24 protein-coding genes and 1 tRNA gene are annotated in these 25,158 nt (G+C 73.3%); 9 read left to right on the forward strand and 16 right to left on the reverse strand.

Features of this window, described 5'->3' with window-relative positions; all coding sequences use genetic code 11:
* Positions 1–72: 72 nt before the first annotated feature.
* Positions 73–513, reverse strand: coding sequence for an alternative ribosome rescue aminoacyl-tRNA hydrolase ArfB (gene arfB, locus IE225_RS18685; RefSeq protein WP_190058689.1), 441 nt, complete (start codon positions 511–513; stop codon positions 73–75).
* A gap of 258 nt (positions 514–771) precedes the next feature.
* On the opposite strand from arfB, the gene IE225_RS18690 reads away from it, so the two are divergent.
* A complete protein-coding gene (locus IE225_RS18690) occupies positions 772–1,347 on the forward strand; it encodes a TerD family protein (protein ID WP_190058690.1) in 576 nt (191 codons plus the stop codon).
* A gap of 181 nt (positions 1,348–1,528) precedes the next feature.
* Here the strand turns inward: IE225_RS18690 and IE225_RS18695 are convergent, their stop codons facing one another.
* The 3 genes from IE225_RS18695 to IE225_RS18705 all read right to left on the reverse strand — a co-directional run bounded on the left by IE225_RS18695 (position 1,529) and on the right by IE225_RS18705 (position 3,460).
* Positions 1,529–2,029, reverse strand: coding sequence for a hypothetical protein (locus IE225_RS18695; RefSeq protein WP_190058691.1), 501 nt, complete (start codon positions 2,027–2,029; stop codon positions 1,529–1,531).
* Between the two features lie 13 nt (positions 2,030–2,042).
* Complete coding sequence (locus tag IE225_RS18700; protein WP_190058692.1) at positions 2,043–2,597, reverse strand: GNAT family N-acetyltransferase; 555 nt, start codon at positions 2,595–2,597, stop codon at positions 2,043–2,045.
* A 161-nt stretch (positions 2,598–2,758) separates the two neighbouring features.
* Positions 2,759–3,460, reverse strand: a complete 702-nt coding sequence (locus IE225_RS18705) for a pentapeptide repeat-containing protein (protein ID WP_190058693.1) — start codon at positions 3,458–3,460, stop codon at positions 2,759–2,761.
* 288 nt (positions 3,461–3,748) lie between these two features.
* Between IE225_RS18705 and IE225_RS18710 the strand changes: the two genes are divergently transcribed.
* Positions 3,749–3,922, forward strand: a complete 174-nt coding sequence (locus tag IE225_RS18710; protein WP_190058694.1) for a hypothetical protein — start codon at positions 3,749–3,751, stop codon at positions 3,920–3,922.
* Between the two features lie 101 nt (positions 3,923–4,023).
* Positions 4,024–5,526, forward strand: coding sequence for an MFS transporter (locus IE225_RS18715; protein ID WP_190058695.1), 1,503 nt, complete (start codon positions 4,024–4,026; stop codon positions 5,524–5,526).
* A gap of 207 nt (positions 5,527–5,733) precedes the next feature.
* On the opposite strand, the gene IE225_RS18720 is transcribed toward IE225_RS18715, so the two are convergent.
* The 3 genes from IE225_RS18720 to IE225_RS18730 form a co-directional block, all read right to left on the reverse strand.
* Positions 5,734–7,140, reverse strand: a complete 1,407-nt coding sequence (locus IE225_RS18720; protein ID WP_190058696.1) for an NAD(P)/FAD-dependent oxidoreductase — start codon at positions 7,138–7,140, stop codon at positions 5,734–5,736.
* A 10-nt stretch (positions 7,141–7,150) separates the two neighbouring features.
* Entirely contained in the window at positions 7,151–7,852 is a 702-nt protein-coding gene (locus IE225_RS18725; RefSeq protein WP_373303226.1) for a rhomboid-like protein, read from the reverse strand.
* Positions 7,853–8,238: 386 nt separating this feature from the next.
* Positions 8,239–8,312, reverse strand: a tRNA-Thr gene (locus IE225_RS18730).
* A 231-nt stretch (positions 8,313–8,543) separates the two neighbouring features.
* On the opposite strand from IE225_RS18730, the gene IE225_RS18735 reads away from it, so the two are divergent.
* The 3 genes from IE225_RS18735 (at position 8,544) to IE225_RS18745 (ending at position 11,460) form a co-directional block, all read left to right on the forward strand.
* Complete coding sequence (locus IE225_RS18735; RefSeq protein WP_190058697.1) at positions 8,544–9,677, forward strand: ABC transporter ATP-binding protein; 1,134 nt, start codon at positions 8,544–8,546, stop codon at positions 9,675–9,677.
* Between the two features lie 398 nt (positions 9,678–10,075).
* On the forward strand, positions 10,076–10,525 hold the full coding sequence (locus IE225_RS18740) for a hypothetical protein (RefSeq protein WP_190058698.1): 450 nt from the start codon (positions 10,076–10,078) through the stop codon (positions 10,523–10,525).
* Positions 10,526–10,731: 206 nt separating this feature from the next.
* Entirely contained in the window at positions 10,732–11,460 is a 729-nt protein-coding gene (locus tag IE225_RS18745) for a nucleotidyltransferase family protein (RefSeq protein WP_190058699.1), read from the forward strand.
* Between the two features lie 297 nt (positions 11,461–11,757).
* Here the strand turns inward: IE225_RS18745 and IE225_RS18750 are convergent, their stop codons facing one another.
* From IE225_RS18750 to IE225_RS18780, 7 genes are all read right to left on the reverse strand, one after another.
* Entirely contained in the window at positions 11,758–13,647 is a 1,890-nt protein-coding gene (locus IE225_RS18750) for a DoxX family protein (RefSeq protein ID WP_190058700.1), read from the reverse strand.
* Between the two features lie 130 nt (positions 13,648–13,777).
* Entirely contained in the window at positions 13,778–14,713 is a 936-nt protein-coding gene (rlmB, locus tag IE225_RS18755) for a 23S rRNA (guanosine(2251)-2'-O)-methyltransferase RlmB (protein WP_190058701.1), read from the reverse strand.
* Positions 14,714–14,836: 123 nt separating this feature from the next.
* The gene (cysS, locus tag IE225_RS18760) at positions 14,837–16,237 is read right to left on the reverse strand and encodes a cysteine--tRNA ligase (protein WP_190058702.1); all 1,401 of its coding nucleotides are present in this window, start codon (positions 16,235–16,237) and stop codon (positions 14,837–14,839) included.
* Positions 16,238–16,390: 153 nt separating this feature from the next.
* Positions 16,391–16,798 (reverse strand): PPOX class F420-dependent oxidoreductase, encoded by a 408-nt coding sequence (locus IE225_RS18765; RefSeq protein ID WP_190058703.1) that lies wholly within the window; start codon positions 16,796–16,798, stop codon positions 16,391–16,393.
* A gap of 118 nt (positions 16,799–16,916) precedes the next feature.
* A complete protein-coding gene (gene ispF / locus IE225_RS18770; protein ID WP_229879679.1) occupies positions 16,917–17,528 on the reverse strand; it encodes a 2-C-methyl-D-erythritol 2,4-cyclodiphosphate synthase in 612 nt (203 codons plus the stop codon).
* Positions 17,518–18,294 (reverse strand): 2-C-methyl-D-erythritol 4-phosphate cytidylyltransferase, encoded by a 777-nt coding sequence (ispD, locus tag IE225_RS18775; protein ID WP_190058704.1) that lies wholly within the window; start codon positions 18,292–18,294, stop codon positions 17,518–17,520. The genes ispF and ispD overlap by 11 nt, the downstream gene beginning before the upstream one ends.
* A gap of 512 nt (positions 18,295–18,806) precedes the next feature.
* The gene (locus IE225_RS18780) at positions 18,807–19,289 is read right to left on the reverse strand and encodes a CarD family transcriptional regulator (protein ID WP_003953493.1); all 483 of its coding nucleotides are present in this window, start codon (positions 19,287–19,289) and stop codon (positions 18,807–18,809) included.
* 851 nt (positions 19,290–20,140) lie between these two features.
* Here IE225_RS18780 and IE225_RS18785 point away from each other — a divergent pair.
* Complete coding sequence (locus IE225_RS18785; protein ID WP_190058705.1) at positions 20,141–20,797, forward strand: copper chaperone PCu(A)C domain-containing protein; 657 nt, start codon at positions 20,141–20,143, stop codon at positions 20,795–20,797.
* A 318-nt stretch (positions 20,798–21,115) separates the two neighbouring features.
* Here the strand turns inward: IE225_RS18785 and phoP are convergent, their stop codons facing one another.
* The gene (gene phoP / locus IE225_RS18790; RefSeq protein WP_506004983.1) at positions 21,116–21,787 is read right to left on the reverse strand and encodes a two-component system response regulator PhoP; all 672 of its coding nucleotides are present in this window, start codon (positions 21,785–21,787) and stop codon (positions 21,116–21,118) included.
* 5 nt (positions 21,788–21,792) lie between these two features.
* Positions 21,793–23,373 carry a sensor histidine kinase gene (locus tag IE225_RS18795; RefSeq protein WP_190058707.1) on the reverse strand — a complete coding sequence of 527 codons (1,581 nt, stop codon included), beginning with the start codon at positions 23,371–23,373 and terminating at the stop codon, positions 21,793–21,795.
* Positions 23,374–23,831: 458 nt separating this feature from the next.
* Here IE225_RS18795 and phoU point away from each other — a divergent pair, with 458 nt between their 5' ends.
* Together phoU and IE225_RS18805 are read left to right on the forward strand one after the other, a co-directional pair.
* Positions 23,832–24,521, forward strand: a complete 690-nt coding sequence (phoU, locus tag IE225_RS18800; RefSeq protein WP_190058708.1) for a phosphate signaling complex protein PhoU — start codon at positions 23,832–23,834, stop codon at positions 24,519–24,521.
* 443 nt (positions 24,522–24,964) lie between these two features.
* On the forward strand, positions 24,965–25,120 hold the full coding sequence (locus tag IE225_RS18805; RefSeq protein WP_190058709.1) for a hypothetical protein: 156 nt from the start codon (positions 24,965–24,967) through the stop codon (positions 25,118–25,120).
* The last annotated feature ends 38 nt before the right edge of the window (positions 25,121–25,158 follow it).

The raw sequence follows: 25,158 nt of genomic DNA on the forward strand, positions 1-25,158 counted from the left end.
AGTCTGTGCTCGATCGCGGTCTGCATCCGACCGCGGTCTGCATCCGACCGCGCTCTACGTAGCGGTCGCGGTCTACGTCCAGTCGCGCGCGGAGCGCCCCCGTTTGGTTTCCGCGCGCCGCTTCTTCTCCCGCAGCCGGCGCTCGTTGACGCCGCGCGGGACGCGGGTCGGCCTGCGGGGCTTGGGCGGGGGCGCGGTGGCCTCGGCGAGGAGGGCGGCCAGGCGTACGACCGCGGCCTCCCGGTTGCGCCACTGGGAACGGTGCTCGCAGGCGCGCACGGCGACGACCCCGCCGTCGACGAGCCGGCCGGCCAGCCGCTGCAGGGCGCGCCGCTTCCACACCTCGGGCAGCGCCTCGGTGCGGGCGAGGTCGAAGCGCACCTCGACCTGCGAGTCGGTGGTGTTGACGTGCTGCCCGCCGGGTCCCGAGGACCGCGAGAAGCGCCACGTCAGCTCCGACTCGGGCAGGGTGACGGAACCGCGGATGACGTAGGGACCGGACATGCCGTCCATGTTCCCGGCCCCGCCAGGTCCACGTCACTCGTTTTTCGGCCCGGCGGGGCGGACCCGGTGGAATGGCCCCGGTGGAGCGGGCGCGGCGGGGCGGGCTGCGGCAGGGCTCGGCGGGCAGCGGCAGGGCTCGGTAAAAAAGGTAAAGCGAACAGGAACCATGGCGACGTCGCCCGGCGTTCATGAGGGTGACGGTAGCTTCGACCCAGTGCGAAGCCCGCACGTCCGTCGTAGGAAACGAGGGAAGGGACTCCCGACACCATGGCTGTAAGCCTGTCCAAGGGCGGCAACGTCTCGCTCACCAAGGAAGCTCCGGGCCTGACCGCCGTCACCGTGGGCCTCGGCTGGGACGTCCGCACCACCACCGGCACGGACTTCGACCTCGACGCGTCCGCGATCGCGGTGAACGCGCAGGGCAAGGTCTACTCCGACCAGCACTTCGTGTTCTTCAACAACCGCCAGAGCCCGGACGGCACCATCGTCCACACCGGTGACAACCGCACCGGCGAGGGCGCCGGCGACGACGAGCAGATCAACGTCAACCTCTCCGCCCTCCCGGCCGACATCGACAAGGTCGTCTTCCCCGTCTCCATCTACGACGCGGAGAACCGCGGGCAGAACTTCGGCCAGGTCCGCAACGCCTACATCCGCATCGTCAACCAGGCCGGCGGCACCGAGATCGCGCGCTACGACCTGTCCGAGGACGCCGCCACCGAGACCGCCATGATCTTCGGCGAGCTGTACCGCAACGGCGCGGAGTGGAAGTTCCGCGCGGTCGGCCAGGGCTACGCCTCGGGCCTGGCGGGCATCGCCCAGGACTTCGGCGTCAACGTCTGAGACACCCGCACGTACACGTTCACGGCCGGACGGGGCCCCGGCGACCGGGGCCCCGCCGACCGGGCCGCCGCGGACAGGACGCCGGGCACGGGCACCGGGGCCACGGCGCAGAAAGGTACGGCGCGGGCAGAAAGGTGCGGCGCGGAGAGGCACGGCAGCGCGGAGAGACACGGCGGCCGGGTCAGGGCACCCGCGGGAACCTCGCCTGCAGGTCCCAGATCACCGGGTTCTCGCCCAGGTCCTCGTGCAGGTCCACCAGGTCGGCGATCAGGTCGTGCAGGAAGTCCCGTGCCTCACGGCGCAGTTCGGCGTGGGAGAAGGTCAGCGGCGGCTCCGACGGCGGCAGCCACTCCGCCTCGATGTCGACCCAGCCGAAGCGCCGCTCGAACAGCAGCCGGTCGGTGGACTCGGTGAAGTCCAGCTCCGCGCGCTGCGCACGGGCGGCGCGGGAGCCCAGCGGGTCGCGGTCCAGCCGCTCCACGATGTCGCACAGCGCCCACGCGAAGTCCAGCACCGGCACCCATCCCCAGGCTGTGGACAGTTCCCGGTCCGTCTCGGTGTCGGCGAGGTAGACGTCCCCGCAGAACAGGTCGTGGCGCAGGGCACGGACGTCCGCCCGCCGGTAGTCGGTCTGCGGCGGGTCGGGAAAACGACGGGAGAGGGCGTAGCCGATGTCGAGCACGTAGGGGATGGTGTCACGCCGGCCGGGGGCGGCCCGCGCCGGACGGTTCCCGGACGGTGAGCTCCTTGCGCAGCACCGTGCAGGGACGCCCCCGCTCACGGTCGGCGCGGTGGGCGAGGGGGACGTAGCCCAGGCGCGTCCAGAAGGCGAGGGCGCCGGGGTTGGCGTCCAGGACGGCGAGGCGGACGGCGGTGCGCCCGGCCGCGCGGAAGCGGTCCTCGACGAGGCCGGCGATCCGGCGGCCGTACCCCCGGCGGTGCAGGCGCCCGTCGACCATCAGCAGGCCGATCCACGGGTCCGGGTCGTCGGGGTCGGGGTGGTGGGCGAGAGTGATCACGACACCCACGAGCCGGCCGCCGTCGCGGGCGAGCAGCACCTCCGTGTCCGGGTTCGCCCACTCCCCCGCCAGCTCCGCCATCACCTGCTCGGGCCGGATGTCGTCCGGGTCCGGGAAGTCGCCGCTGAGCGCGTGGTAGGCGCGGTTGGTGGCGTACAGGGCGGTGAGCTCGGCCGGCAGCGGGTCCGGTACGCCCTCGCCGGGCACGACGGTCAGCGGGGTGAGGATCACCCGGCTACGGTAGCCCGGGGCCGGACGAACCGGGCCCGGTGAGGCCGGGACCGGTGGGACCGGGCCCGGTGAGGCCAGGACCGGTGGGACCGGGCCCGGTGAGGCCGGGCTCGCGGCGGCGGGCCGCTCAGTCCGCCAGTCCGCTCAGCCCGCCAGTCCTCTCAGTCCTCCACCCGGATTCCCAGCCGCGCCGCCAGCACCGGTGCCAGGTCCAGCAGTTGGGCCGTGCCGATCACCGCGCCCGCCAGCCGGTCGAGGCCGCGCGCGACGTCCAGCGCGGCGGCCTGCCGCAGGTCCACGTCCGTGAGGGTGGCCGCGGTGAGGTCCGCCCCCGTCAGGCGGCTGCCGACGAACGCGACCCGGTTCAGGCGGGCGCCGGCGAAATCCGGTTCGATCAGGACGCAGTCCTGGAAGACGACGTCGGTGAGTCTCGCCGAGCGCAGGTTGACGTAGTCCAGCTTGCCGCCGCGGACCAGGACGCGTTCCAGCACGGCGCCGTGGAGCTGGGTGCCGCCGAGGCGGGCGTCGAGCAGCTCGGTGTCGCGCAGCCCGGCCTCGGCGAGGTCGGTGCCGACGCCGCGTACGCCGGTGAGCCGGGAGTCCAGGACGCGGGCGCGCCGCAGCCGCGTGCCGTCCAGGGCGCACCCGGTCAGCGCGCACTCCAGGAAGCGCGCGCCGGACGCGTCCTGCCCGGCGAGGTCCGTCCCGCGGAAGTCCAGCCCGTCGTAGTCCCCGTCCGGTGTCAGCTCCCCGCCGCCGTACGGCTCCAGCGCCGGCAACCGCGTCTGCGGCCGCCGCGGCTCCCGCACGCCCCTGCCGCCCGTCACGCCCCTGCCGCCGCCCCTCGCTCCCCTCCCGCTCATCGCTCCCCTGCCGCCCATCGCTCCCCTGCCGCCCGTCACGCCTCGCCACCCGCCTTCCGCACCGGTCCGCCGCTCACCGCCGCCATCCTGCACCCCGCCACCGACACCTCCCCCGACCAGTTGGAACCCCGCCACCGACACCTCCTCCGACCAGCCGGAACCCCGCCGATGTCACATTTCGGCCACCCGCTCGGTCGTATTCCACACAAGGCCCCACGCCGGGCCGGGCCCGACCGGAGGGAGACCCCATCCATGCCATCCATGCCATCCACGCGATCCATGCGATCCATGCGATCCGTGCACCGCATCACCGCCGTCGGCGGCGGGTTCGCCGGCCTCACCACCACGATCGCCGCCGCGCTCGCCATCGCCGAGGCCGGGGCCAGGGTCACCCCGCACGGCCGCACCGGCGCGGCCGGCCCCGGCCAGGCCCGCGCCGGAAAGGCGGTCCTGGAACCATGACCGGACGCTCCTGCCGCCGGTACGCCGGCCGCACCTGGGCCGGCGGACTGCGCTCCCTCCCTGCGGATGCGCACCACCCCGATCCGTGGTCTTCTGACCGGATGGACTTCACCCGAACAGCCGACACGACGCCGGCCCCGGGGTCCGACCCCCACCGCTGGTGGGGCCTGGTCGTCATCGCCCTCGCCCAGCTGATGGTGGTGCTGGACGCCACCATCGTGAACATCGCGCTGCCCTCCGCGCAGCACGCCCTGGGCATCTCCGACGCGCACCGGCAGTGGGTGATCACCGCCTACACGCTCGCCTTCGGCGGCCTGCTCCTGCTGGGCGGCCGCATCGCCGACCTGGCGGGCCGCAAACGCACCTTCGTCATCGGCCTGACCGGCTTCGCCGCCGCCTCCGCGCTCGGCGGCGCCGCCACCACCGCCGGGATGCTGTTCGGCGCCCGCGCGCTGCAGGGCGCCTTCGCCGCCGTCCTCGCCCCGTCCGCGCTGAGCCTGCTGACCACGACGTTCACCGACCCGCGCGAGCGCGGCAAGGCGTTCGGCGTCTACGGCGCGCTCGCGGGCAGCGGCTCGGCGATCGGGTTCATCGTCGGCGGCCTGCTCACCCAGTACCTGAACTGGCGCTGGTGCCTGTACGTCAACGTGCCGATCGCCGCCGTCGCCGTCCTCGGCGCGCTCGCCCTGCTGCACGACCGCCCCGGGCACACCGAGGCCCGCCTGGACGTGCCGGGCGTGCTGCTGGGCTGCGGCGGGCTCGTCGCGATCGTGTACGGCTTCAGCGAGGCCGAGCCGCGCGGCTGGAGCGACCCCCTGGTGCTCGCCCTGTTCGCCCTGGGGACCGCGCTGCTCGCCGCGTTCGTGGCCTGGCAGACCCGCGCGCCCCACCCCCTGCTGCCGCTGCACGTGATCCGGGACCGCAACCGCGCCGGCTGCTTCCTGACCATGGCGCTCGCCACCGTCGGCATGTTCGGGCTGTTCCTGTTCATGACCTACTACCTGCAGGTCGTCCTCGGCTACTCGCCGGTCCGCACCGGCCTGGCCTTCCTGCCGCTGACCGCGGCCATCGTCACCGGCTCCACCCAGATCTCCGCCCGGCTGCTGCACCACGTGCCGCCGCGCGCCCTGATGGTGCCGGGCATGGTGCTGGCCGCCGCCGGCATGGTGCTGCTGACCCGGATGACCGTGCACTCCTCCTACGCCGGCGAGATCCTGCCCTCACTGATCCTGATGGGCCTCGGCATGGGCCTGACCTTCATGCCGGTGTTCTCCACGGCCACCGCCGGGGTCGCCCCGCAGGACGCCGGCGTGACCTCCGCGACCGTCAACACCGCCCAGCAGGTCGGCGGTTCCGTCGGCACCGCGCTGCTGAACACCATCGCCACCACCAGCAGCGCCGCCTATATCGCCGCCCGCCTGCACAGCCCGGCCCAGCGGGCCGCGGTCGTCCCGGCGGGCGTGGTGCACGGCTACACCGTCGCCCTGTGGTGGGCGGCCGCCGTGATGCTCCTGGCCGGCCTGGTCGCGGGCCTGATGGTCACCGCCCGGGCCCCCAAGCACGGCGCACCGGCCCGGGAACCGGTCGCGGAGTCGGTGGGCTGACCGGGCCGCACCGGCGGCCACGGCGCCGACCGGGACCCGCCGACGGCCACACCGGCGTACGGCCACCGGCCCGGCGTACGGCCACCGGCCGCGCGCCGCCGCGCCCGCGTGCGTCCGCGCCGGCGCCGCGATCCCGCCGGCGCCGCGTTTTCGCCAGTGCCCCGGCCCCGCCCGTACCACCCGTGCCGCCCCGTCAGTGCCGCCCCGTCAGTGCCGCCCCGCCACCCGGTCCGCCGCCCGCGCCGGCCACGAGGACCGCGCGCGGCCCGTGACCCGCTCCCGCCGGTCGGCGGCACGGTAGGCGACGTAGAGGCCCCGCACACCCAGCCAGCGCAGCGGCTCGGGCTCCCAGCGCCGCACCCGGTGGTTCACCCACGGCAGCCCGGTCAACTCCGTGGGGCCGCCCTGCCCGGAGTCCAGGCACACCAGGTCGCCCAGCGTGCGGGCGGCGAGGTTGCTGGTGGCGACGCCGGAACCGACGTACCCGCCCGCCCAGCCCAGGCCCGTCGCACGGTCCAGGGCGACGGTCGTGCACCAGTCGCGCGGCACCCCCAGCACCCCCGACCAGGCGTGCGCGACCCGCACCCCGGCCAGCACCGGGAAGAACCGCACGAGGATCTCCCGCAACGCCCCGACGGTCGCCGCCCGGGTGCGCCCGTCGTAATCCGTACGGGAGCCGAAACGGTACGGCACCCCGCGCCCGCCGAGCGCGATCCGCCCGTCGACGGTGCGCTGCGCGTACATGTAGGCGTGCGCCAGGTCGCCCAGCGTCTCCCGGCCCGCCCAGCCGATCTCCGCCCACTGTTCTTCGGTCAGCGGCTCGGTCACGATCATGGAGGAGTTCATCGGCAGCCAGGTCCGCCGCTGACCCCGCAGCGCGGCCGTGAAACCCTCCGTGCAGCGCAGCACGTACGGCGCCCGCACGGTGCCGTACGGCGTCACCGCCCGCCCCGGCCGGATGTCGGTCACCGGCGTCCCCTCGTGGATCACCACCCCGAGCCGCTCCACGGCCGCCGCGAGCCCCTTCACCAGCCTCGCCGGATGCACCCGGGCCCCGTGCGGCGTCCACGTCGACCCCAGCGCGCCCGCGACGCGGACGCGCCCGGCGGTCTCCTCGGCGCCGTACAGCTCCCGGTCCTTCTCCCCGAACGCCACCTCCGCCGCGTGGTACGCCTCCAGCCGCGCCCACTGCGCCGGGGTGGTGGCCACCTCCAGGACCCCGCCCTTGTGCAGGCCGGCGTCGATGCCCTCCGCGGCGGCGACCCGGATCACCTCGTCCACGGTGTCGTTCATCGCCCGCTGCAGCCGCACCGCCGCCTCACGCCCGTGCAACCGCGCGTACCGGTCACGGCCCGCGACGCCGTTGTAGAGCCAGCCCCCGTTGCGCCCGGAGGCGCCGTAACCGCAGAACCGCTGCTCCAGCACGACCACCCGCAGGGACGGCACCGCCCGCTTCAGGTAGTACGCCGTCCACAGCCCCGTGTAGCCGCCGCCGACGACGACCACGTCGGCCGACGCCTCCCCGGGCAGGGGCGCCCGCACCGGGGGAAGACCGTCGTCCGCGAACCAGAAGGAGACACCGCCGTTGACCGCACCGCTCGCCGAGCTGCCCATGGCCGGGACGTTAACCCCTGGGCAAGGCCGGTGTCTCCTTCGGATTCCGTGCTTTTCCACGCCCCCTGACCAGCGGAAAACACGCCAGACCGATCAACACGGCGGTGAAGTGGCCGAGATCGGTGAAGGTGCGCCCCAGGACCAGCGGCACCGCGTACCCGCCGACGACGGCCACCGCGTACCCGTACCGCCAGGGCGCCGGAATCCGGTAGGCGAGCACCCCCATCACCCCCGCCAGCGCGTAGCTGACCCCCACATCGAGCGTGTCGACGGCCGACCTCGGCGCCATGCCCTGCTCGATCGCCCACAACAGCGCGCCCTCGCTGATCAGCGTCGCCAGCACGTGCGCCGCCGCGCACACCAGCAGCCAGCGCACCGTGCCCAGCCAGCGCTCCGCGGGCGCGTGGAACACCGTGTACAACGCCGCGTACGGCACCCAGTGCGCGCTCTCGATCCACATCGCGCTCGACACCAGCACCCGCACCGGATGCCGGGACAGCTCGTGGATGTTGGTCGACCGCTGCCGCAGGAACTCCCGCTCGAACTCCGGTGACATGTGGTGCAGGGCGATCGTGGTGACGAACAGCACCACCAGCCACCCGTACGTCCCCGGCGCACTGCGCACCCACGCCCCGACCCGGCCGAACCCCCGGCCCTTTCCCGCTTTCCCCGCTTTCCCTGCCTTCTCCGCTTTCTTGGTGAGGCGATTCACGTCCGCCAGTATCGTCCCGTCCGTCCCACGAGGGCCGCCCGGAGAACGGCCGCCGCCCGCACCGCCATTCGGGTTGGCCTCGCCCCCGTGATCCGCACCGCGGCCCCGCCGACGTCCCCGTCGTCCACACCCTGATCCGCGAACTCGCGACGTACGAGAAGGCCCCCGACGAGGCCAGGGCCACCCCCGCCCAGCTCCACGACGCGCTCTTCGGCGACCGCCCCGCGACCGGCTTCCACGAGGCACTCGGCGCCCGACCGCAGGACGAGTGGACGGTGTACCGGCTGACGGGGGGAGGCACTGGCGGCGCTCGGCGCGCAGGCGTGACGCAGATATGAGAAGGCCCAGGCCGGAGACCACTCTGACAACTCTGACCTGGGCTTTCGAGCCCCCTGTCGGATTCGAACCGACGACCTGCTGTTTACAAGACAGCTGCTCTGACCAGCTGAGCTAAGGAGGCGCGGCACACACGTGCCCGTGCAGTGTACCCAAGCCCCCTCGCCGCCCCGTCGAAAGTTTCCGCGAAGTTCACAGCCGTACAGGTGCTGACAGACCGGGTGAACGCCGGGTACCGTCCTCCCAGTCCATTCGTGTGGACTACACCACAGTGGGTCGTACGACCCTCGTGGCGACCACCTTCCTACTCGGATCGTCCGGCACGTTCCTGCCGGTAGAAGGGGGCCCATTCACCATGGCCACTGTCACGTTCGACAAGGCGACCCGGATCTACCCGGGTTCCGACAAGCCCGCCGTCGACGCGCTCGACATCGAGATCGCGGACGGCGAGTTCCTCGTCCTGGTCGGCCCGTCGGGCTGCGGAAAGTCCACCTCCCTGCGCATGCTGGCCGGCCTGGAGGACGTCAACTCCGGCGCCATCCGCATCGGCGACCGCGACGTCACCCACCTGCCGCCCAAGGACCGGGACATCGCCATGGTGTTCCAGAACTACGCGCTCTACCCGCACATGACGGTCGCCGACAACATGGGCTTCGCCCTGAAGATCGCCGGCGTGCCGAAGGCGGAGATCCGCAAGAAGGTCGAGGAGGCCGCGAAGATCCTCGACCTGACCCCGTACCTGGACCGCAAGCCGAAGGCCCTCTCCGGTGGTCAGCGGCAGCGTGTCGCCATGGGCCGCGCGATCGTGCGCGAGCCGCAGGTGTTCCTCATGGACGAGCCGCTGTCCAACCTCGACGCCAAGCTGCGCGTGTCGACGCGCACCCAGATCGCCTCCCTCCAGCGGCGCCTGGGCATCACCACCGTCTACGTCACCCACGACCAGGTCGAGGCCATGACGATGGGCGACCGCGTGGCGGTCCTCAAGGACGGCGTGCTCCAGCAGGTCGACACCCCGCGCAACATGTACGACAAGCCCGCGAACCTCTTCGTCGCCGGCTTCATCGGCTCCCCGGCGATGAACCTGGTGGAGGTGCCGATCACCGACGGCGGCGTGAAGTTCGGCAACAGCGTGGTGCCGGTCAACCGGGACGCGCTCAAGGCGGCCGTGGACCGCGGCGACAAGACCGTCACCGTGGGTGTGCGCCCCGAGCACTTCGACGTGGTCGAGCTCAACGGTTCCGCCGCCACCCTGACCAAGGACGCCGAGGACGCCCCGGCCGGTCTGCCCGTCTCCGTCAACGTCGTCGAGGAGCTCGGCGCCGACGGCTACGTCTACGGCACCGCCGAGGTCGGCGGCGAGCCGAAGGACCTCGTCGTGCGCGTGCCCGGCCGGCAGGTGCCGGAGAAGGGCGCCAAGCTGCACGTCGTGCCGCGCGCGGGTGAGACCCACGTGTTCTCCACGTCCACCGGCGAGCGCCTGTCCGACTGACCCGCCGTACCCGGCGGCAGGACATCCGTCCGTCCAGGGGCCGTTCCGCGATCCGCGGGGCGGCCCCCGCCGGTTGAGCGCCGCTTCCCCGTCGCTCCCTCGCAGCTCCCCGCCGTCTCCCTGCCGTCTTCCCCCCGTCTCCCCGTCGTCTTCCCACCGCCCCACCGTCCCGCCGCCTCGCCGCCCCCGTCGGACCCGCCGCCCCGCCGCCCCGTCGGCTGCTGTCGGCCGCTGTCGGCCGCTGTCGGCCGCTGTCGGCCGCTGTCGACAAATACCCCGGCACACCGGTCGTTTCGAGCGGTGTGCGTCAACCCCTTACCCACGAAAAGGCACTCTTACATCGCCCGAATCAGTGACTTAATGTCGCCAAATCACTACCGGGCGCTACCCTCACACGCGTGAAGCACTCCACCACCCAACAGACCCGCCGCGGCCGGGGCCCCGCCCACCGGATCGGCCGCTCCCTCGCCCTCGTCCTGCCCGTCGTGCTGGTGCTGTCCGGCACCCTCGCGGTGACTCGCGTCAACTGGACCGGGGGCCCGTCGCACTCGGTACTCGCCGCCTCCTCCGACGAGGTCTCCGCGGTCCGCTCCGGCCCGCGCCCCCCGCAGGACGTGCTGCGCGACCGGCTGCTGACGGAACTGCAGGAGAAGGACCCGGGCGTGGCCCTCACCCACCTGCAGCGGGCGGTCAACGGCCGCCCGTCGCTGGCCCGGCACTGCGCCTCCATCGCCCGCGCCCTGGGCGAGGCCGCGGTGCGCCGGTACGGCCCGACGCGCGCCCAGTCCTACGCCCGCCCCGTCTGCGACACCGCCTTCGCCTCCGGCGTCCTGGCCGCCCAGGGCTGACCGGCACCCGGTCCGCCGCACCGCGGGCCCGGGTGCCCGCCGACTGTCCGCCCGCATGGGTGCGGACGCCGCCCGAACCGGTGAAGGCCGGTCAGGACCGGTGAGGGTCGATCAAAACCGGTAAGGGCTGGTCAAACCGGTAAGGGGAGATCAAGAAAGCGCACCGGCCGCCGTGATCGGAGAGGGGCGCCGCGTACAGTTCGGGCATGACCCATCCGAACGCCTCGTCGCGCCCCACTCAGGCCGTGGTCCTGGCCGGCGGCCAGGGCTCCCGGCTGCGTCCCTACACCGACGACCGGCCCAAGCCGATGGTCGAGATCCCCGGCACGGGCACCCCGATCATCGGCCACCAACTGACCTGGCTCGCCGAGGAGGGTGTGACGGACGTGGTGGTCTCCTGCGGCCACCTCGCCGAGGTCCTGCAGAAGTGGCTGGCGTCGGCGGATCTGCCGCTGTCCGTGACGACCGTGGTGGAGACCGAGCCGCTCGGCCGCGGCGGCGGTCTGAAGTACGCCGCGGCCCACCTCCCGCGCCCCACCGAGCCCTGGTACGCCACCAACGGCGACATCTGGACCCGCTTCTCGCTGCGGGACATGGCCGACTTCCACACCGAGCGCGACGCGGTCGCCACCCTCGCGCTGGCCCGCCCGCGCATCCCGTGGGGCGCGGTGCGGACGGACGGCTTCGGCCGCATCACCGACTTCATCGAGGCCCCGCTCTCGACGTTCGAGGTGAACGCGGGCGTGTACGTCTTCTCCCCGGAGTTCACCGCCCTGCTGCCCGAGCGCGGCGACCACGAGCGCACCACGTTCCCCCGCCTGGCCCGCGAGCGCCGCCTCGCCGGCTTCTCCCTCCCGCAGGGCGCCTACTGGCGCGCCATCGACACCGCCAAGGACCTGACGGAGGCGGCGAAGGAACTCGCGGCCCAGAGCTGAGGAACCCGCGGCCCGGAGCCGCCGAACCGCCGCCGAACCGCCGCCCGACCGGCACCGCTTCCCGCATGACGACGGTCCCGCACCCTTTCCAGGTGCGGGACCGTCGTCATGCGGTGGGGGGACGGGGTCGTGTCGCGCGGGCGCGCGCACGGGTCGTACGGCCGTGCGCGCGCCCGCGGTCCGTATGCGCGTCCGCAGTCCATGTGCGTGCCCGCAGTCCGTACGCGCGCCCGCGGTCCGTATGCGCCGCCCGCGGTCCGTATGTGCCGCCCGCAGCACGGGCGGCGCGCCCGCGGTCTAGCCGAGCAGGCCGCCCACCAGTCCCGACTGGCCGGAACCGGAGTCGGCGCCACCGGAGGAGGACCCGCCGGAGGAGGAGCCGCCGGAGGAAGACCCGCCGCTGCCGCCGGTCGCGGCGCCGCCGGAGCCCGAGCTGGTGCTGCTGGGCGCCTGCTGGACGGGGGAGGACTGGCCGGGCGCGGTCCGTCCGGTGGTGCTGCCCCGGGTCTGGCTGGGCGCGCCGCCCGGGCCGCCGGTGCCGGTGTCGCGGGTGGCGCCGGGGGCGGTGGACGCGGGGCCGCTGGACGGGCTCGCGGAGCCGGGGCCGCGGTGGCTGGGCGTGGCGGCGGTGGCCGGGTCGCGCCGGTGCCGCTCGGCGGGGTCCTGCGGGAGCGGGGAGCCGGGCAGCTCGTTGCGCGGGGCCTGGCCGGGGCCGGGCACGACCACGCGGTCGGCGTCGCGGACGGCGCCGCCGAGCAGGGAGCCGACGAGCAGGGTCAGGCCGGTCGTGACGGCGGTGATCAGGGCGCCGCGGCGCAGCACGTAGCGGCGCAGCTCCCAGATGTCGGAGCGGGGGCCGAGCCGGCGCCAGGCGGAGGCGGCGAGGCGGCCGTCGACGGAGTAGACGGGGGCGCCGGCGATGACCAGCGGCGACCAGGCGGCGAGGTAGATGATGTCGGGGGTGTGGTAGGCGGGCACGCTCTTCCAGCTCACGGTGACCAGCAGCGCGGCCGACAGCAGGGCGCCGATGGCGGCGGCGACGCGCTGCCAGCAGCCGAGGACGGTCAGCACGCCCACGATGACCTGCAGGAAGGCGATGGCCAGGCCGGAGCCGACGGGGTGCTGCAGGGCGAACTGGCGCAGCGGCTCGGCGCTCTCCCAGGGGTGCAGGGTGTCGAGCCACTTCACCATGGAGCCGCGCTTGCCGCCGTCGAAGTAGAGGGGGTCGCACAGCTTGTCCAGGCCGGCGTAGACGGAGATGAAGCCGAGGAGGACGCGCAGCGGCAGCAGCACGACGCCGAGGTTCATGCGGCGGCCGGGGTAGTAGGCGTGCCGTTCGTCGGCGGCGCGCCGGCCGGGCTGCTCGCCGGCGCCGGTCCGGTCGGCCGGCCGCGGCTCCTCGGCGTCGTCGTAGGTCTCGTGGATCTCGTAGGTCTCGTCGGCCCAGTCGGGTTCGTCGGCCCAGTCGGGTTCGTCGGCCCAGCCGGGCCCGTCGTGGGCGCCGTCGCTCCAGCCGGGTCCGGCGTGGGTGGTGCCGGCCCGGCCGGGTTCGTCGTAGGCGCTCTCGACGGTGCGCATGGCGGGCAGCAGCCGGGTCCGGCCGGCGGCGTCGCCGGGGGGGCGCTGGGCGCCGACGACGGGCGTCTCGACGGTCCGGTCCAGGTCGTCGTAGCCGCCGCCGTCGTAGCCGCCGTCGTCGTAGCCGCCGCGGTAGCCCGTGCCGCCGTGGCCCGGCCCGCCGCGGGGGATGACCTGGGTGGCCCCGGCGTCGACGGCGGGCGCGGCGGGCTCCTCCGCGGCAGTGCCCAGGGCGCCGTGGTGGGTGCGGTGGCCGACGCTGCCGGCCCGCACGGCCTGCAGGAGGCGGTGGGCGCCGGTGTCGTCGGGGGCGGCGCTCCCGCTCCAGACGACCGGGCGGCGGCGGGCCCCGGCGGGCGCGCCCGCGCGGGCCGCCGCGCCGACGGCGGGGATGCGGGCGGTGTCCGCGGCGGCGCTCGCGGACCGGGCGATGCGCGGGGACCGGACGCGCCGCGTCGAGCTGCCCAGCTCCACGCGGAAGCTCGCATGACTGACGATGACCTGCGCCGGATCGCTCGGCACCTTCACCATGCTCAGCGCGGGAGCGTCGTCGAGTCCCGACGAGCGGTCCCCCGTGGGTGTGCGGGGTGTTCTGGTGTCCACACTCATCTAACCGAGTGACGGGGTGTTAGGACACTGCCGTGACCCGCCGGATCTGTCCGGGCCCCGTCAACCTTGCCCTGATCGCCCCGATTCACCCGGTCGGGCGACGGTGCGGACGTGCGTTCGCCGCCTGTGTTCAGGCGCGGCGGCGGGCGGCCTCGTACAGCACGATGCTCGCCGCGACACCCGCGTTCAGCGACTCCGCGCCGCCCGGCATCGGGATGCGCACCCGGAAATCACAGGTCTCCGCCACCAGCCGGGACAGGCCCTTGCCCTCGCTGCCGACGACGATGACGACCGGACCTTCCAGCACGTCCAGGTCGCCGAGCTCGGTGTCGCCGTCCGCGGCCAGGCCGACGACCATCAGGCCGTCCTTCTGGTACGCCTCCAGGGTGCGGGTGAGGTTGGTCGCGCGGGCCACGGGCGTACGGGCCGCGGTGCCGGCGGACGTCTTCCACGCGCCGGCGGTCATGCCGGCCGAGCGCCGCTCGGGCACGACGACGCCGTGGCCGCCGAAGGCGGCGACGGACCGCACCACGGCACCGAGGTTGCGCGGGTCGGTGACGCCGTCCAGGGCGACGACAAGCGGCTCCTCGCCGGCGTCGTGCGCGGCCTCGACGAGGTCCTCGGGGTGGGCGTACTCGTACGGCGGGACCTGCAGGACCAGGCCCTGGTGGTTGAGGCCGCCCGTCATGCGGTCCAGCTCGGGCCGGGGCGCCTCCATGAGGTGGACGCCGCCGCGGTCGGCGGCGAGCTTGAGCGCCTCGCGCACCCGCTCGTCGTTGTCGATGAACTGCTGCACGTACAGGGTGGTGGCGGGCACACCCTCGCGCAGCGCCTCCACGACCGGGTTGCGGCCCACGACGAGTTCCGCGGCCGACTTGCCGGCCCCGCGGCGCCGGCCGCCCTGGGCACGGCGGGCCTTGGCCTGCGCGGCGCGCTGCTTGGGGTGTCCTTTGCGCATCTCGGCGGGCGGCGTGGGGCCCTTGCCCTCCAGGCTGCGGCGTCGCTTGCCGCCGCTGCCGACCTGCGCGCCCTTCTTGCCGGACATGCGGCGGTTGTGTGCGGCCATGAGCTACCCGTCTCCTGAGGTTTCCTGAAATTCTTCGCGTACGTACGTCGGTGCGGTGCCGCCCGTCGCAGTGTGCCGCCCGGACGGCCGGGCGGCACACCCGTCAGGGCTTTGGTGGCCCGCTCAGCGGGAGCCGAGGCTCCAGCGGGGGCCCTGCGGGCTGTCCTCGATGACGAGCCCGGCCTGGTTGAGCTGGTCGCGCAGGGCGTCGGCGGTGGCCCAGTCCTTGCGGGCGCGGGCGGCCTCGCGCTGGTCGAGGACCATGCGCACCAGGGTGTCGACGACGCCGTGCAGGTCCTCCCCCCGCTCGCCCTCCCCGCTCCAGTGCTCATCGAGCGGGTCGAGGCCGAGGACGCCGAGCATGGCCCGCACCTCGGCGAGCCGGGCGACGGCGGCCTCCTTGTCGTCGGCGGCCAGGGCGCTGTTGCCCTGCCGGACGGCGGTGTGCACCACGGCCAGGGCCTGCGGCACGCCCAGGTCGTCGTCCATCGCCTCGGCGAACGCGGGCGGCACCTCGGCGGCGGGCTCGATGTCCTTGCCGTACTTCTCGGTGACCCGCTGCACGAAGCCCTCGATACGGGCGAAGGCGGCCTCCGCCTCGCGCAGGGACTCCTCGCTGTACTCGATCATCGAGCGGTAGTGCGGGGTGGCGAGGTAGTAGCGCAGCACGATGGGCCGCCAGCGGCGGATCATCTCCGACACCAGCACCGAGTTGCCGAGCGACTTCGACATCTTCTCGCCGCTCATGGTCACCCAGGCGTTGTGCACCCAGTACCGGGCGAACTCGTCGCCGTAGCCCCTGGCCTGCGCGATCTCGTTCTCGTGGTGCGGGAAGATCAGGTCGATGCCGCCGCCGTGGATGTCGAAGACGGAGCCGAGGTACTTGTGCGCCATCGCCGAGCACTCCAGGTGCCAGCCCGGCCGGCCCCGGCCCCACGGCGTGGCCCAGGTCGGCTCGCCCGGCTTGGCCGCCTTCCACAGCGCGAAGTCGCGCGGGTCCCGCTTGCCGGTCTCGCCCTCCTCGGAGGGCTGGCGCAGGTCGTCCAGGTCCTGCTTGGACAGCGACAGGTAGCCCGGCAGGGAGCGCACGTCGAAGTAGACGTTGCCGTCGGCCGCGTACGCGTGCCCGCGCTCGATGAGCCGCTCCATCATCTCGACCATCTCGGTGACGTGGCCGGTGGCGCGCGGCTCGTACGTCGGCGGCAGGCAGCCCAGGGCGCGGTAGCCGTCGTTGAAGGCGCGCTCGTTCTCGTAGCCGATCGCCCACCAGGGGCGGTTCTGCTCCGCCGCCTTCTTGATGATCTTGTCGTCGATGTCGGTGACGTTGCGGACGAACGTCACCTCGTAGCCGCGGTACTCGAACCAACGGCGCAGCACGTCGAAGTTGAGTCCCGAGCGGATGTGCCCGATGTGCGGTGCCGCCTGCACGGTGGCACCACACAGGTAGATCGAGACGCAACCCGGCTTGAGCGGGATGAAGTCACGGATCTTCCGGGCGCTGGTGTCGTACAGGCGAATCGTCACCACTCCAGGGTAGTGGCCCGAAAGACGTGCCCGGCGCTCCCCGCCCCGAGTCCGCTCGTTGTCCGCTCATTCGTGACCTCGCCCACGCGGCACCGGGCGCGGCGGGGCGGGGCGGGGAGGCGGAGTGCCGGCACCCCGCGGCGCGGGGCGCGCTCAGTACCCCATGCCCACGACCTTCCGCGCCGTGATCCGCACGACCACGCGCTGGGCGTCGTTCACGGACGCCGGGTTGAACTCGGCGTACTTCTTGCCGCTGTACTTGACGGAGAGCTCGTCGATGAGTTCGGGGCCGCCCTCGGTGGTCGTCTCGGCGGTGCCGCGGATCTCGGCGTAGGAGTAGGGGTTCTCGGGGTCCTGGACGATGACGCTGACGCGCGGGTCACGCGCGATGTTCTTGTACTTGCGGCGGTCGACGGTGGTGGAGAACAGGATCTGGTCGCCGTCGCGCTTGGTCCAGACCGGGGAGAGCTGCGGGCTCCCGTCGGGCTGAACGGTGCCCACGACGATGAAGACGGGGCGGTCGAGGATGGCCTTGATCTTGTCGGGCAGGGCAGCGGACATGGAACCCTCCGGAACTCGCATCACGGTCGACTCTGCGGATACCCTCGCACGCTCCCGCCTCACCCGCAGCACGAACGCGGCGACCGGCGGCCGTCATCCTGGCCGTACGACCGGCCGCTCACTCCGCCCGCACGACCAGCGCCGTCGCCACCGCCATCAGCCCCTCGCCGCGCCCGGGGAAGCCGAGCCCGTCGGTGGTCGCGCCGGACACCGACACCGGCGCCCCGGCGGCCTCGGACAGGATCTTCTGCGCCTCCGCGCGCCGCTTGCCGATCTTCGGCCTCGGTCCGACGACCTGCACCGCGATGTTCCCGATCCGGAAGCCGGCCGCGCGCACGATGCGCGCCGCCTCCGTCAGCAGCGTCACCCCGGACGCGCCGGACCACTCCGGCCGCCCGGTCCCGAAGTGCTGCCCGAGGTCGCCGAGCCCGGCGGCGGAGAACAGCGCGTTGCACGCGGCGTGCGCGACCACGTCCGCGTCGGAGTGCCCGGCCAGTCCCGGCCCCTCGCCCTCCCACTTCAGGCCGGCGCACCACAGCTCCCGGCCCTCTTCGAAGGCGTGGATGTCGGTGCCGATGCCCACCTGCGGGAGGACGACCCCCTCGGCGCCCCGGGCTCCCCCGGCGTCCCCGGGTCCGCCGGTGGTGTCCCGGCCGGCGGTGTCCTGGCCGGCGGTGTCCCGGCCGGTGGTGTCCTGGAAGGCCGTGTCCTCGGAGTCCTCAGAAGACATCGTTGAGCCTCCGCCGCGCCAGCACCGCCTCCGCCAGCACCAGGTCCAGCGGCCGCGTCACCTTGAACGCCTCCGGGTGGCCCGGCACCGTCACCACGGGCACGCCGAGCTGCTCGACCATGCTCGCGTCGTCGGTGACGTTGCCGGTGACCGTCTCGTGGGCGCGCACCAGCGTGGCCCGGTCGAAGCCCTGCGGTGTCTGCACCGCCCGCAGCCGCGCCCGGTCCGGCGTGGCGAGCACCCGCTCCGGCTCCCCCTCGGCCGTCGCGGGCTCGACCTCCTTGACGGTGTCGGCGAGCGGCAGCGCCGGCACGACGGCGGGGGCTCCCTCCCGTACGGCCTCGATGACGGCGTCCACGGTGTCCACGGGCACCAGCGGCCGCGCCGCGTCGTGCACGAGCACGATGTCGTGGTCCGGCGGCAGCGCCTCCAGGCCGAGCCGCACCGACTCCTGACGGCTCTCGCCGCCGGGGACGACGAGGAAGTCGGTGCCGCCGGCGCCCGCGCCGGGCAGCGCGTGCGCGTCGAGCAGCGACTTGACCTCTGCCGCGCCGTCGGGCGGGGCCACGACGACCACGAGCGAGACGGCACGCGAGGCGGCCATGGCGCGCACCGCATGGATCAGCATGGGCACCCCGCCGAGCGCGCGGAGCGCCTTGGGGGCGCCCGGGCCGAGGCGTACGCCCCGGCCGGCGGCCGGAATCACGGCGGCGGTACGCGCCGCGGGGCGGGCGCCCGTGGTCGAAGGGCGCGAAACGTCAGACATCGGTTCCTGTCAGGTTTGTGTGCGCGGCCTACGTGGGTAGGGCATTGGCGTGGCCGGGGTGCGGCGCCCTTGACCGGCCCCTTCCGTGACATGGTCGAGCCAGCCGCCCGGACCCGGTCCACGAGGTACCGGGGGATTCGTCTTTCCCCCACCGGCCAGGTGGGGTTTTTCACTTTCCGTTTCCGGTTCCGCTTCCGGGAGCCGTCGGGCACGTGGCACGTCCGGAGGCCGGCGGTGCGCCACGGGGTCGGATCCCCTAGCGTACGGCAGCAGCGTACGACCGTTGTGCGGGCACGCACATGCCGCAGCGCCCGGCGACAGAGGGAGGTCATCGGGCACCACGGCATGTCGGTGTCGACTGTGGTGAGTGACTACAGGTGAGTGACTACGGTGACTGCGCGCCTGAGTGGGCGCTGGACGCCGAGCGCAGAGCCACCGACCGCAGAGCCGCCGACCGCAGGGCCGACGGAGCGGATCCGCCGCCCGCACCCGGTGTCACGCCCGCACCGGCGTCAGGAGGCGAGGACCTCGTCGAGCAGGGCCTCGGCCTTGTCCTCGTTCGTGTTCTCCGCGAGGGCGAGCTCGCTCACCAGGATCTGGCGGGCCTTGGCGAGCATGCGCTTCTCACCGGCGGAGAGTCCGCGCTCACGCTCACGACGCCACAGGTCACGCACGACTTCCGCGACCTTGATGACGTCACCGGAGGCGAGCTTCTCCAGATTCGCCTTGTACCGACGCGACCAGTTCGTGGGCTCCTCGGCGTACGGCGCGCGCAGCACCTCGAAGACCCGGTCCAGCCCGTCCTGACCGACCACATCACGCACGCCGACGAACTCCGCATTGTCCGCTGGCACACGCACCGTCAGGTCGCCTTGGGCGACCTTCAGCACCAAGTAGGTCTTGTCCACGCCTTTGATCTGGCGAGTTTCGATGGCCTCGATCAGCGCGGCCCCGTGATGGGGATAGACCACGGTGTCGCCAACCTTGAACGTCATGTGACAGGTACCCCTTCCGTGGCTATCCAGGGTAACACGGATACGGCGTCTTCTGAATGGCGTTTTCGCAGGTCAGGGCATATCTCGGGGCTTGACAACACCGGCCGGGACGTGCTTCGCGGGGTCGCCGGAGGACGGTATTCGCAGGTCGGAGTGCATCTGCGGGCGAGGCGAAACACGCACGTCACACACTCCCGATGACCCGTACAGACGCCTGAATGTCCTCATTTGCACGGTTCCAGGTGGCTGAGTTCGATCGAGTTTCGCTACTCCGTTCGGCTGCCGGGGGTGCGGGCCGGCGGCGAATCCGGAATTGATCACGGAGCGTGCGCGGGCACCGGACCGGGCGGCCGGTGATCAATTCCGGCGGCGGGCGCGCATTCCTCCGTCCGCGCCATTCCCATAACCTCCCTCCGCCTTCCTCCCCCTGCCTTGGTGGGATTTCCGTGAAGGACGTGAGGCTGATGATGCCGATGTTGCTGATGTGACTCCAGTGACTCGCGTCCGGGGGCCGGCGCGGCGACGCGGGCGACGACGGGAAAGACACAGGCGACGACGGGAGCGGTGACGGCTGCCGCAGTGAGGGCGGTGACGGGTGCGATGACTGACGGGCGCGGCGACGGCGGATGCGGCGGCTGTGCACGGTGGTGACGGGTACGGCGGCGTGCGCGGTGGTGACAGGGGCCGTGACCGGGACAGATGCCCCTCCTGGGGTCAAGGCGGTCACTTGGGGAGGGTCGGATGCGGCGCCCGAAGGGCGGCTCGGTACCCTAAGGCCGCTGACAGACACCCGGGGCGGTTCAACAGGGAGACCGCCCTGCCGAGCCCACGATCAAGGAGTTGCCGCCGCCGTGAGCAGCAGCCTTCGACGCGGCGCCCTCGCCGCCGCCGCCATCGCGTTCTCGATCGCCTCGCTCGCCGCCTGCGGCGCCGGCAACAACGCCCAGACGCTCCAGATCAAGCCGGACAACGCCGCGACCACCGTCGGCAACATCAAGATCCAGAACGCCCTGGTCATCACCCAGCCGGACCGCCGGTCGACCGGCCCGGCCGTGATCTCGGCGACCCTCTTCAACAACGGCGACAGCGACGAGACGCTGGACTCCGTCTCCGTGAGCGGCTCGTCCGCGAAGCTCACGCCCGCGAACGGCAAGGGCAAGCTGACCGTCCCGGCCGGCGGCTCGATCGTCCTCGGCGGCAAGGGCAACGCCACCGCCGTCCTGCCCAGCGGCCGGCAGGCCGTCCAGGACGGCAACGCCCAGAAGGTCACCTTCACCTTCGGCCGGGCCGGCGCGGTGACCCTGCAGGCGTTCGTCGTCCCGGCCGAGAGCTACTTCAGCTCCTGGGGTCCGAGCGCCGTCCCCACGACCCCGAGCGCCCCCGCCTCCCCCTCCACCTCGGCGACCCCGTCCACCTCCCCGTCCGGCAAGCCGTCGGCCCCCGCCTCCTCCTCGCCGTCCGCGACCCCGAGCGACAGCGCTTCGCAGTCGGCGCCGGCCCGGCACTGAGACGGACTGAGACAGCACGCAGCGACAGCACGCGGCGTCCTGCCCGAAGGACAGGACGGGCAGGCCGCGGCACGCACGCCGAAGGGCGGCACCCCGAGCAGGGTGCCGCCCTTCGGCACATCACCGGCACAGCACCGCGGAGACGACGGCACACAGGCGAGGGGGCGAAGGCGAGGCGGTAAAGGCGAGGGGGCGGACGAGGGGGTGCAGGACCGCTCGTCCGGACGCGCCGCCCGCCCGGGAGCGCTCCCGCACTGCTCCCCTACCGCTCCCCTCCCTACCGCTCCCCTACCGCTCCCGCACCGCCCCTGCCGCGGTCTACGGCTCGAACTTGTAGCCCAGGCCGCGGACCGTGACCAGGTACCGGGGCGCGCCCGGGTCGGGTTCGATCTTGGCGCGGAGGCGCTTGACGTGGACGTCGAGGGTCTTGGTGTCGCCGACGTAGTCCGCGCCCCAGACGCGGTCGATGAGCTGCATGCGGGTCAGGACGCGGCCGGCGTTGCGCAGCAGCATCTCCAGCAGGTCGAACTCCTTGAGCGGCAGGTCGACCTTGGTGCCGTTGACGGTGACCACGTGCCGGTCGACGTCCATGCGGACCGGGCCGGCCTCCAGGGCGGCCGGCGCGACCTCCTCCGGCTCCCCGCGGCGGCGCAGCACGGCGCGGATGCGGGCGACGAGCTCGCGCGAGGAGAACGGCTTGGTCACGTAGTCGTCGGCCCCTATCTCGAGTCCGACGACCTTGTCGATCTCACTGTCCTTGGCGGTGACCATGATCACCGGGACGTTGGAGCGGCTGCGCAGCTGGCGGCACACCTCCGTGCCCGGCAGTCCGGGCAGCATCAGGTCGAGGAGGACGAGGTCGGCGCCGTTGCGCTCGAACTCGTCGAGTCCGTCGGGGCCGGTGGCCGCCACGGCGACCTCGAAGCCCTCCTTGCGGAGCATGTACGACAGGGCGTCGGAGAAGGACTCCTCGTCCTCGACGACGAGCACTCGGGTCACGGAAGGACCTCCGGGGCGGGAAGCGGTTCGTACGGGGCTGAGCAGAACAGGGGGGTGGAGGAAGAGCGGAAGGAAGTGTGGGGGGAGGTGCGGTACGGGCTCGAGCCGCGGGCGGAAGTACCAGCGGCACCACCGGTACCGCCGGTGGCACCGGTACCACCGGGCGTGCCGCCGTCGGGCGCCGCGGCGGACTTCGTGCCCGGCGCCGTACCGGACGCGGCACCCGGCGTCGTCGTGCCTGACGCCGTACCGGACGCCGTACCGGACGCCGTGCCGGGCGTCGCACCGGACGCCGTTGCCGACGTCGTGCCGGTGCCGCCGCGCCGTGGCGTGTGGCCGTCCGTCTCCCCGGTCCGCCGGGTTCCCGCGGCGTCCCGGTCCTCGTCGTCCTCGTCGAGGTCCGGGTGCTGCTGGGCCCGGTCGCGGGCCGCGCCGGCCTCCGGCAGCCGCAGGGTGAAGGTCGAGCCCTGTCCCTCGGCGCTCCACACCGTGACCTCGCCGCCGTGCGAGGCGACGACGTGCTTCACGATGGCGAGCCCGAGTCCGGTGCCGCCGGTGGCCCGGGAACGCGCCGGGTCGACGCGGTAGAAGCGCTCGAAGATGCGCTCCTTGTCCTTGTCGGAGATGCCGATGCCCTGGTCGGTCACGGCTATCTCGATCATGTCCCCGCCGGGCTGGGCGACCCTGCGGGCGGCTATGCCGACGCGGGTGCGGGCCGGGGAGTAGTTGACGGCGTTCTCCACGAGGTTGCCCAGGGCGGCGGCGAGCTGGCCGCGGTTGCCCCACACGTGCAGGTCGGCCGTACCACCGGAGGCGATGGTGATCTGCTTGGTGCCCGCCGCGTGCCGGCAGCGGTCGATGGCCTCGGCGACCAGCTCGTCCACCCGCACCGGCTCGGCGTCCTCCAGGGGGTCGTCGTTCTGCACCCGCGACAGGTCGATGAGCTCCTGCACCAGGTTGGTCAGCCGGGTCGCCTCGATCTGCATCCGGCCGGCGAAGCGCTGCACCGCCTCCGGGTCGTCGGCGGCGTCCAGCACGGCCTCGGACAACAGGGAGAGCGCGCCGACGGGGGTCTTCAGCTCGTGGCTGACGTTCGCGACGAAGTCGCGCCGTACCGCCTCGATACGGCGGGCCTCGGTGAGGTCCTCGACGAGCAGCAGCACCAGCCGGGAGCCGAGCGGCGCGACGCGCGCGGAGACGGCCAGCGGCTCGCCCCGGCCGGTGCCGCGCCGGGGCAGGTCCAGCTCGACCTGGCGTATCTCTCCGTCGCGCCGGGTCTCCCGGGCCATCTGCAGCATCGGTTCGACCGCCAGCCGGCCGCCGCGGACCAGCCCGAGGGCGTACGCCGCGGAGCTGGCCTTGACGACGGTGTCGGCCTCGTCGAGGACGACTGCGGAGGAGCGCAGCACGGACAGTACGGTGTCCACTCCCGGCGGCAGCACCGGGTCCGTGTGCAGGGAGGTGCGCAGGGGGCGCTGCTGCTCACGCTCGCTCCAGCGGAACGCCAGCATGGCGATGACGCCGGTGAGCACTCCGGCGATCGCTGCCGCTGCGGCGACCGCCGCGTTCACGTCCATGCGTCCAGGTTAGGCATGCGATACCCCCTGGCCACAGCCGTCCGAGGGCGAGCTCGGACACTCGTCGCCCAGAGTTCACCTGGGGGCCAGTAACGGTTCATTCGGGGTGCCGGAAACCGACGCGTTCCGGCCGGACCGTGGAAGCGTGGGGCGGGACCCCTCGGATCTCCGGGCGCTTGCCCCGGTTTGCGGGGTGCCGGCCCCGGTTTGCGGGGTGTCGGCCCCGGGCATGGGGGCGTCGTTCCGGCGCACGGGGCGCAGACCCCCGGCACACGGGGCCTACGCTCCCTGACGGACGGGACCTGCGCTCCCTGGCCCGCGGGGCACGCGCCCCGGTTGACTGGGCGGGGCATCGGCCTGACTGGCCGGGGCACCGGCCCCGGTCGGCCGGGCGGGACGCCGGCCCGGCTGGTTGGGTGGGGTGCGAGCCCCGGAACGGACGTACGAGAGGGAACCTGATGCGGGACGCGTACCACGAGGAACTGGACTCGATCAGCGACAGCCTGGTCGACATGGCCCGGCTGGTCGGGTCGGCGATCGGACGCGCCACCACGGCGATCCTCGACACCGACCTGAAGCTGGCCGAAAGCGTCATCGAGGCCGACAAGAAGGTCGACCAGCTCCAGCACGACCTGGAGGCGCGGGCCATCGCCCTGCTGGCCCGCCAGCAGCCGGTCGCCACCGACCTGCGGATCGTGGTCACGTCGCTGCGGATGTCGGCCGACCTGGAGCGCTCCGGCGACCTCGCCCAGCACGTGGCGAAGCTCGCACGGCTGCGCTACCCCGAGCGCGCGGTCCCGCACGACCTGCACGCCACCATCCTGGAGATGGGCCAGCTCGCCCAGCGCCTCATGGCCAAGGCCGCCGAGGTCATCATCACCAAGGACGTCGACCTGGCGCTGCAACTGGAGCAGGACGACGACGAGATGGACCTGCTGCACCGCACCCTCTTCCAGCACCTCATGGACGAGCGCTGGAAGCACGGCATTGAGACCGCCGTCGACGTCACCCTGCTCGGCCGCTACTACGAGCGCTTCGCCGACCACGCCGTCTCCGTCGCCAAGCGCGTCGTATACCTCGTGACCGGCGAACACGCGGACGAACTCCAGGCGGACGTGCAGCCGGTGACGGGGGTCGAAGGGGTTTAGCCGACGGGGCCTGCGGCCGGAGTTCGGGGACCCTGCGCCGGGGTCCACGGTGATCCGCGGCCGGGGTTCATGGCGATCCGCGGCCGGGGTCCACGGTGATCTGCGGCCGGGGTCGGCCGAGAACGAGCGCCGGGGGCCGGGGCCGGGTTCTCGGTTCCCGGGCCCCGGGCCCCGGGTGCCGGATGCCGGGTGCCGGGTGCCGGGCTTTCGATCCTCGGGCACCGAGTACCAGGCTCCCGATCCTCGGGCTCCGGGTGCCGGCGCCGGTCGTCGAGGGGCGCGCTCCCTCGGTCGCGCAGGCCGGCCGAGCCTCCATGCGCCGTTCATGCGCCCGGGCGGGACGGGCATGCAAGGGACGAGCAACTGCGAGCACTGCAACGGGCAGAGATTCCCAGATCGTCCAACGTCCAATGCCCACAACGCCCAACGTCCAGGAGGAACCCATGGCCGAATCCCCGGACACCACGCCCGACCCCACTCAGGCCCACCCCACCGACCAGGCCCCCGAACCCACGCACCTGCCCCTCGTGGCCGCCTGCGGCTGCGGTTCGGGCTGCGGCTGCGGCTGCCAGTCGGGGGCGCCCTGCCAGTGCGGGTGAACGCCGCTCGGGGGCCGACGGCTCCGCACGCCGACCGC

The sequence above is a fragment of the Streptomyces echinoruber genome, assembly GCF_014651135.1.
GTDB lineage: Bacteria > Actinomycetota > Actinomycetes > Streptomycetales > Streptomycetaceae > Streptomyces > Streptomyces echinoruber.

Coding starts and splice junctions, on each gene's coding strand:
- arfB (WP_190058689.1), bottom strand. CDS start 513: ATGGACGGCATGTCCGGTCCCTACGTCATCCGCGGTTCCGTCACCCTG.
- IE225_RS18690 (WP_190058690.1), top strand. CDS start 772: ATGGCTGTAAGCCTGTCCAAGGGCGGCAACGTCTCGCTCACCAAGGAA.
- IE225_RS18705 (WP_190058693.1), bottom strand. CDS start 3,460: ATGAGCGGGAGGGGAGCGAGGGGCGGCGGCAGGGGCGTGACGGGCGGC.
- IE225_RS18710 (WP_190058694.1), top strand. CDS start 3,749: ATGCGATCCGTGCACCGCATCACCGCCGTCGGCGGCGGGTTCGCCGGC.
- IE225_RS18715 (WP_190058695.1), top strand. CDS start 4,024: ATGGACTTCACCCGAACAGCCGACACGACGCCGGCCCCGGGGTCCGAC.
- IE225_RS18720 (WP_190058696.1), bottom strand. CDS start 7,140: ATGGGCAGCTCGGCGAGCGGTGCGGTCAACGGCGGTGTCTCCTTCTGG.
- IE225_RS18735 (WP_190058697.1), top strand. CDS start 8,544: ATGGCCACTGTCACGTTCGACAAGGCGACCCGGATCTACCCGGGTTCC.
- IE225_RS18745 (WP_190058699.1), top strand. CDS start 10,732: ATGACCCATCCGAACGCCTCGTCGCGCCCCACTCAGGCCGTGGTCCTG.
- IE225_RS18750 (WP_190058700.1), bottom strand. CDS start 13,647: ATGAGTGTGGACACCAGAACACCCCGCACACCCACGGGGGACCGCTCG.
- rlmB (WP_190058701.1), bottom strand. CDS start 14,713: ATGGCCGCACACAACCGCCGCATGTCCGGCAAGAAGGGCGCGCAGGTC.
- IE225_RS18765 (WP_190058703.1), bottom strand. CDS start 16,798: ATGTCCGCTGCCCTGCCCGACAAGATCAAGGCCATCCTCGACCGCCCC.
- ispF (WP_229879679.1), bottom strand. CDS start 17,528: ATGTCTTCTGAGGACTCCGAGGACACGGCCTTCCAGGACACCACCGGC.
- ispD (WP_190058704.1), bottom strand. CDS start 18,294: ATGTCTGACGTTTCGCGCCCTTCGACCACGGGCGCCCGCCCCGCGGCG.
- IE225_RS18780 (WP_003953493.1), bottom strand. CDS start 19,289: ATGACGTTCAAGGTTGGCGACACCGTGGTCTATCCCCATCACGGGGCC.
- IE225_RS18795 (WP_190058707.1), bottom strand. CDS start 23,373: ATGGACGTGAACGCGGCGGTCGCCGCAGCGGCAGCGATCGCCGGAGTG.
- phoU (WP_190058708.1), top strand. CDS start 23,832: ATGCGGGACGCGTACCACGAGGAACTGGACTCGATCAGCGACAGCCTG.
- IE225_RS18805 (WP_190058709.1), top strand. CDS start 24,965: ATGGCCGAATCCCCGGACACCACGCCCGACCCCACTCAGGCCCACCCC.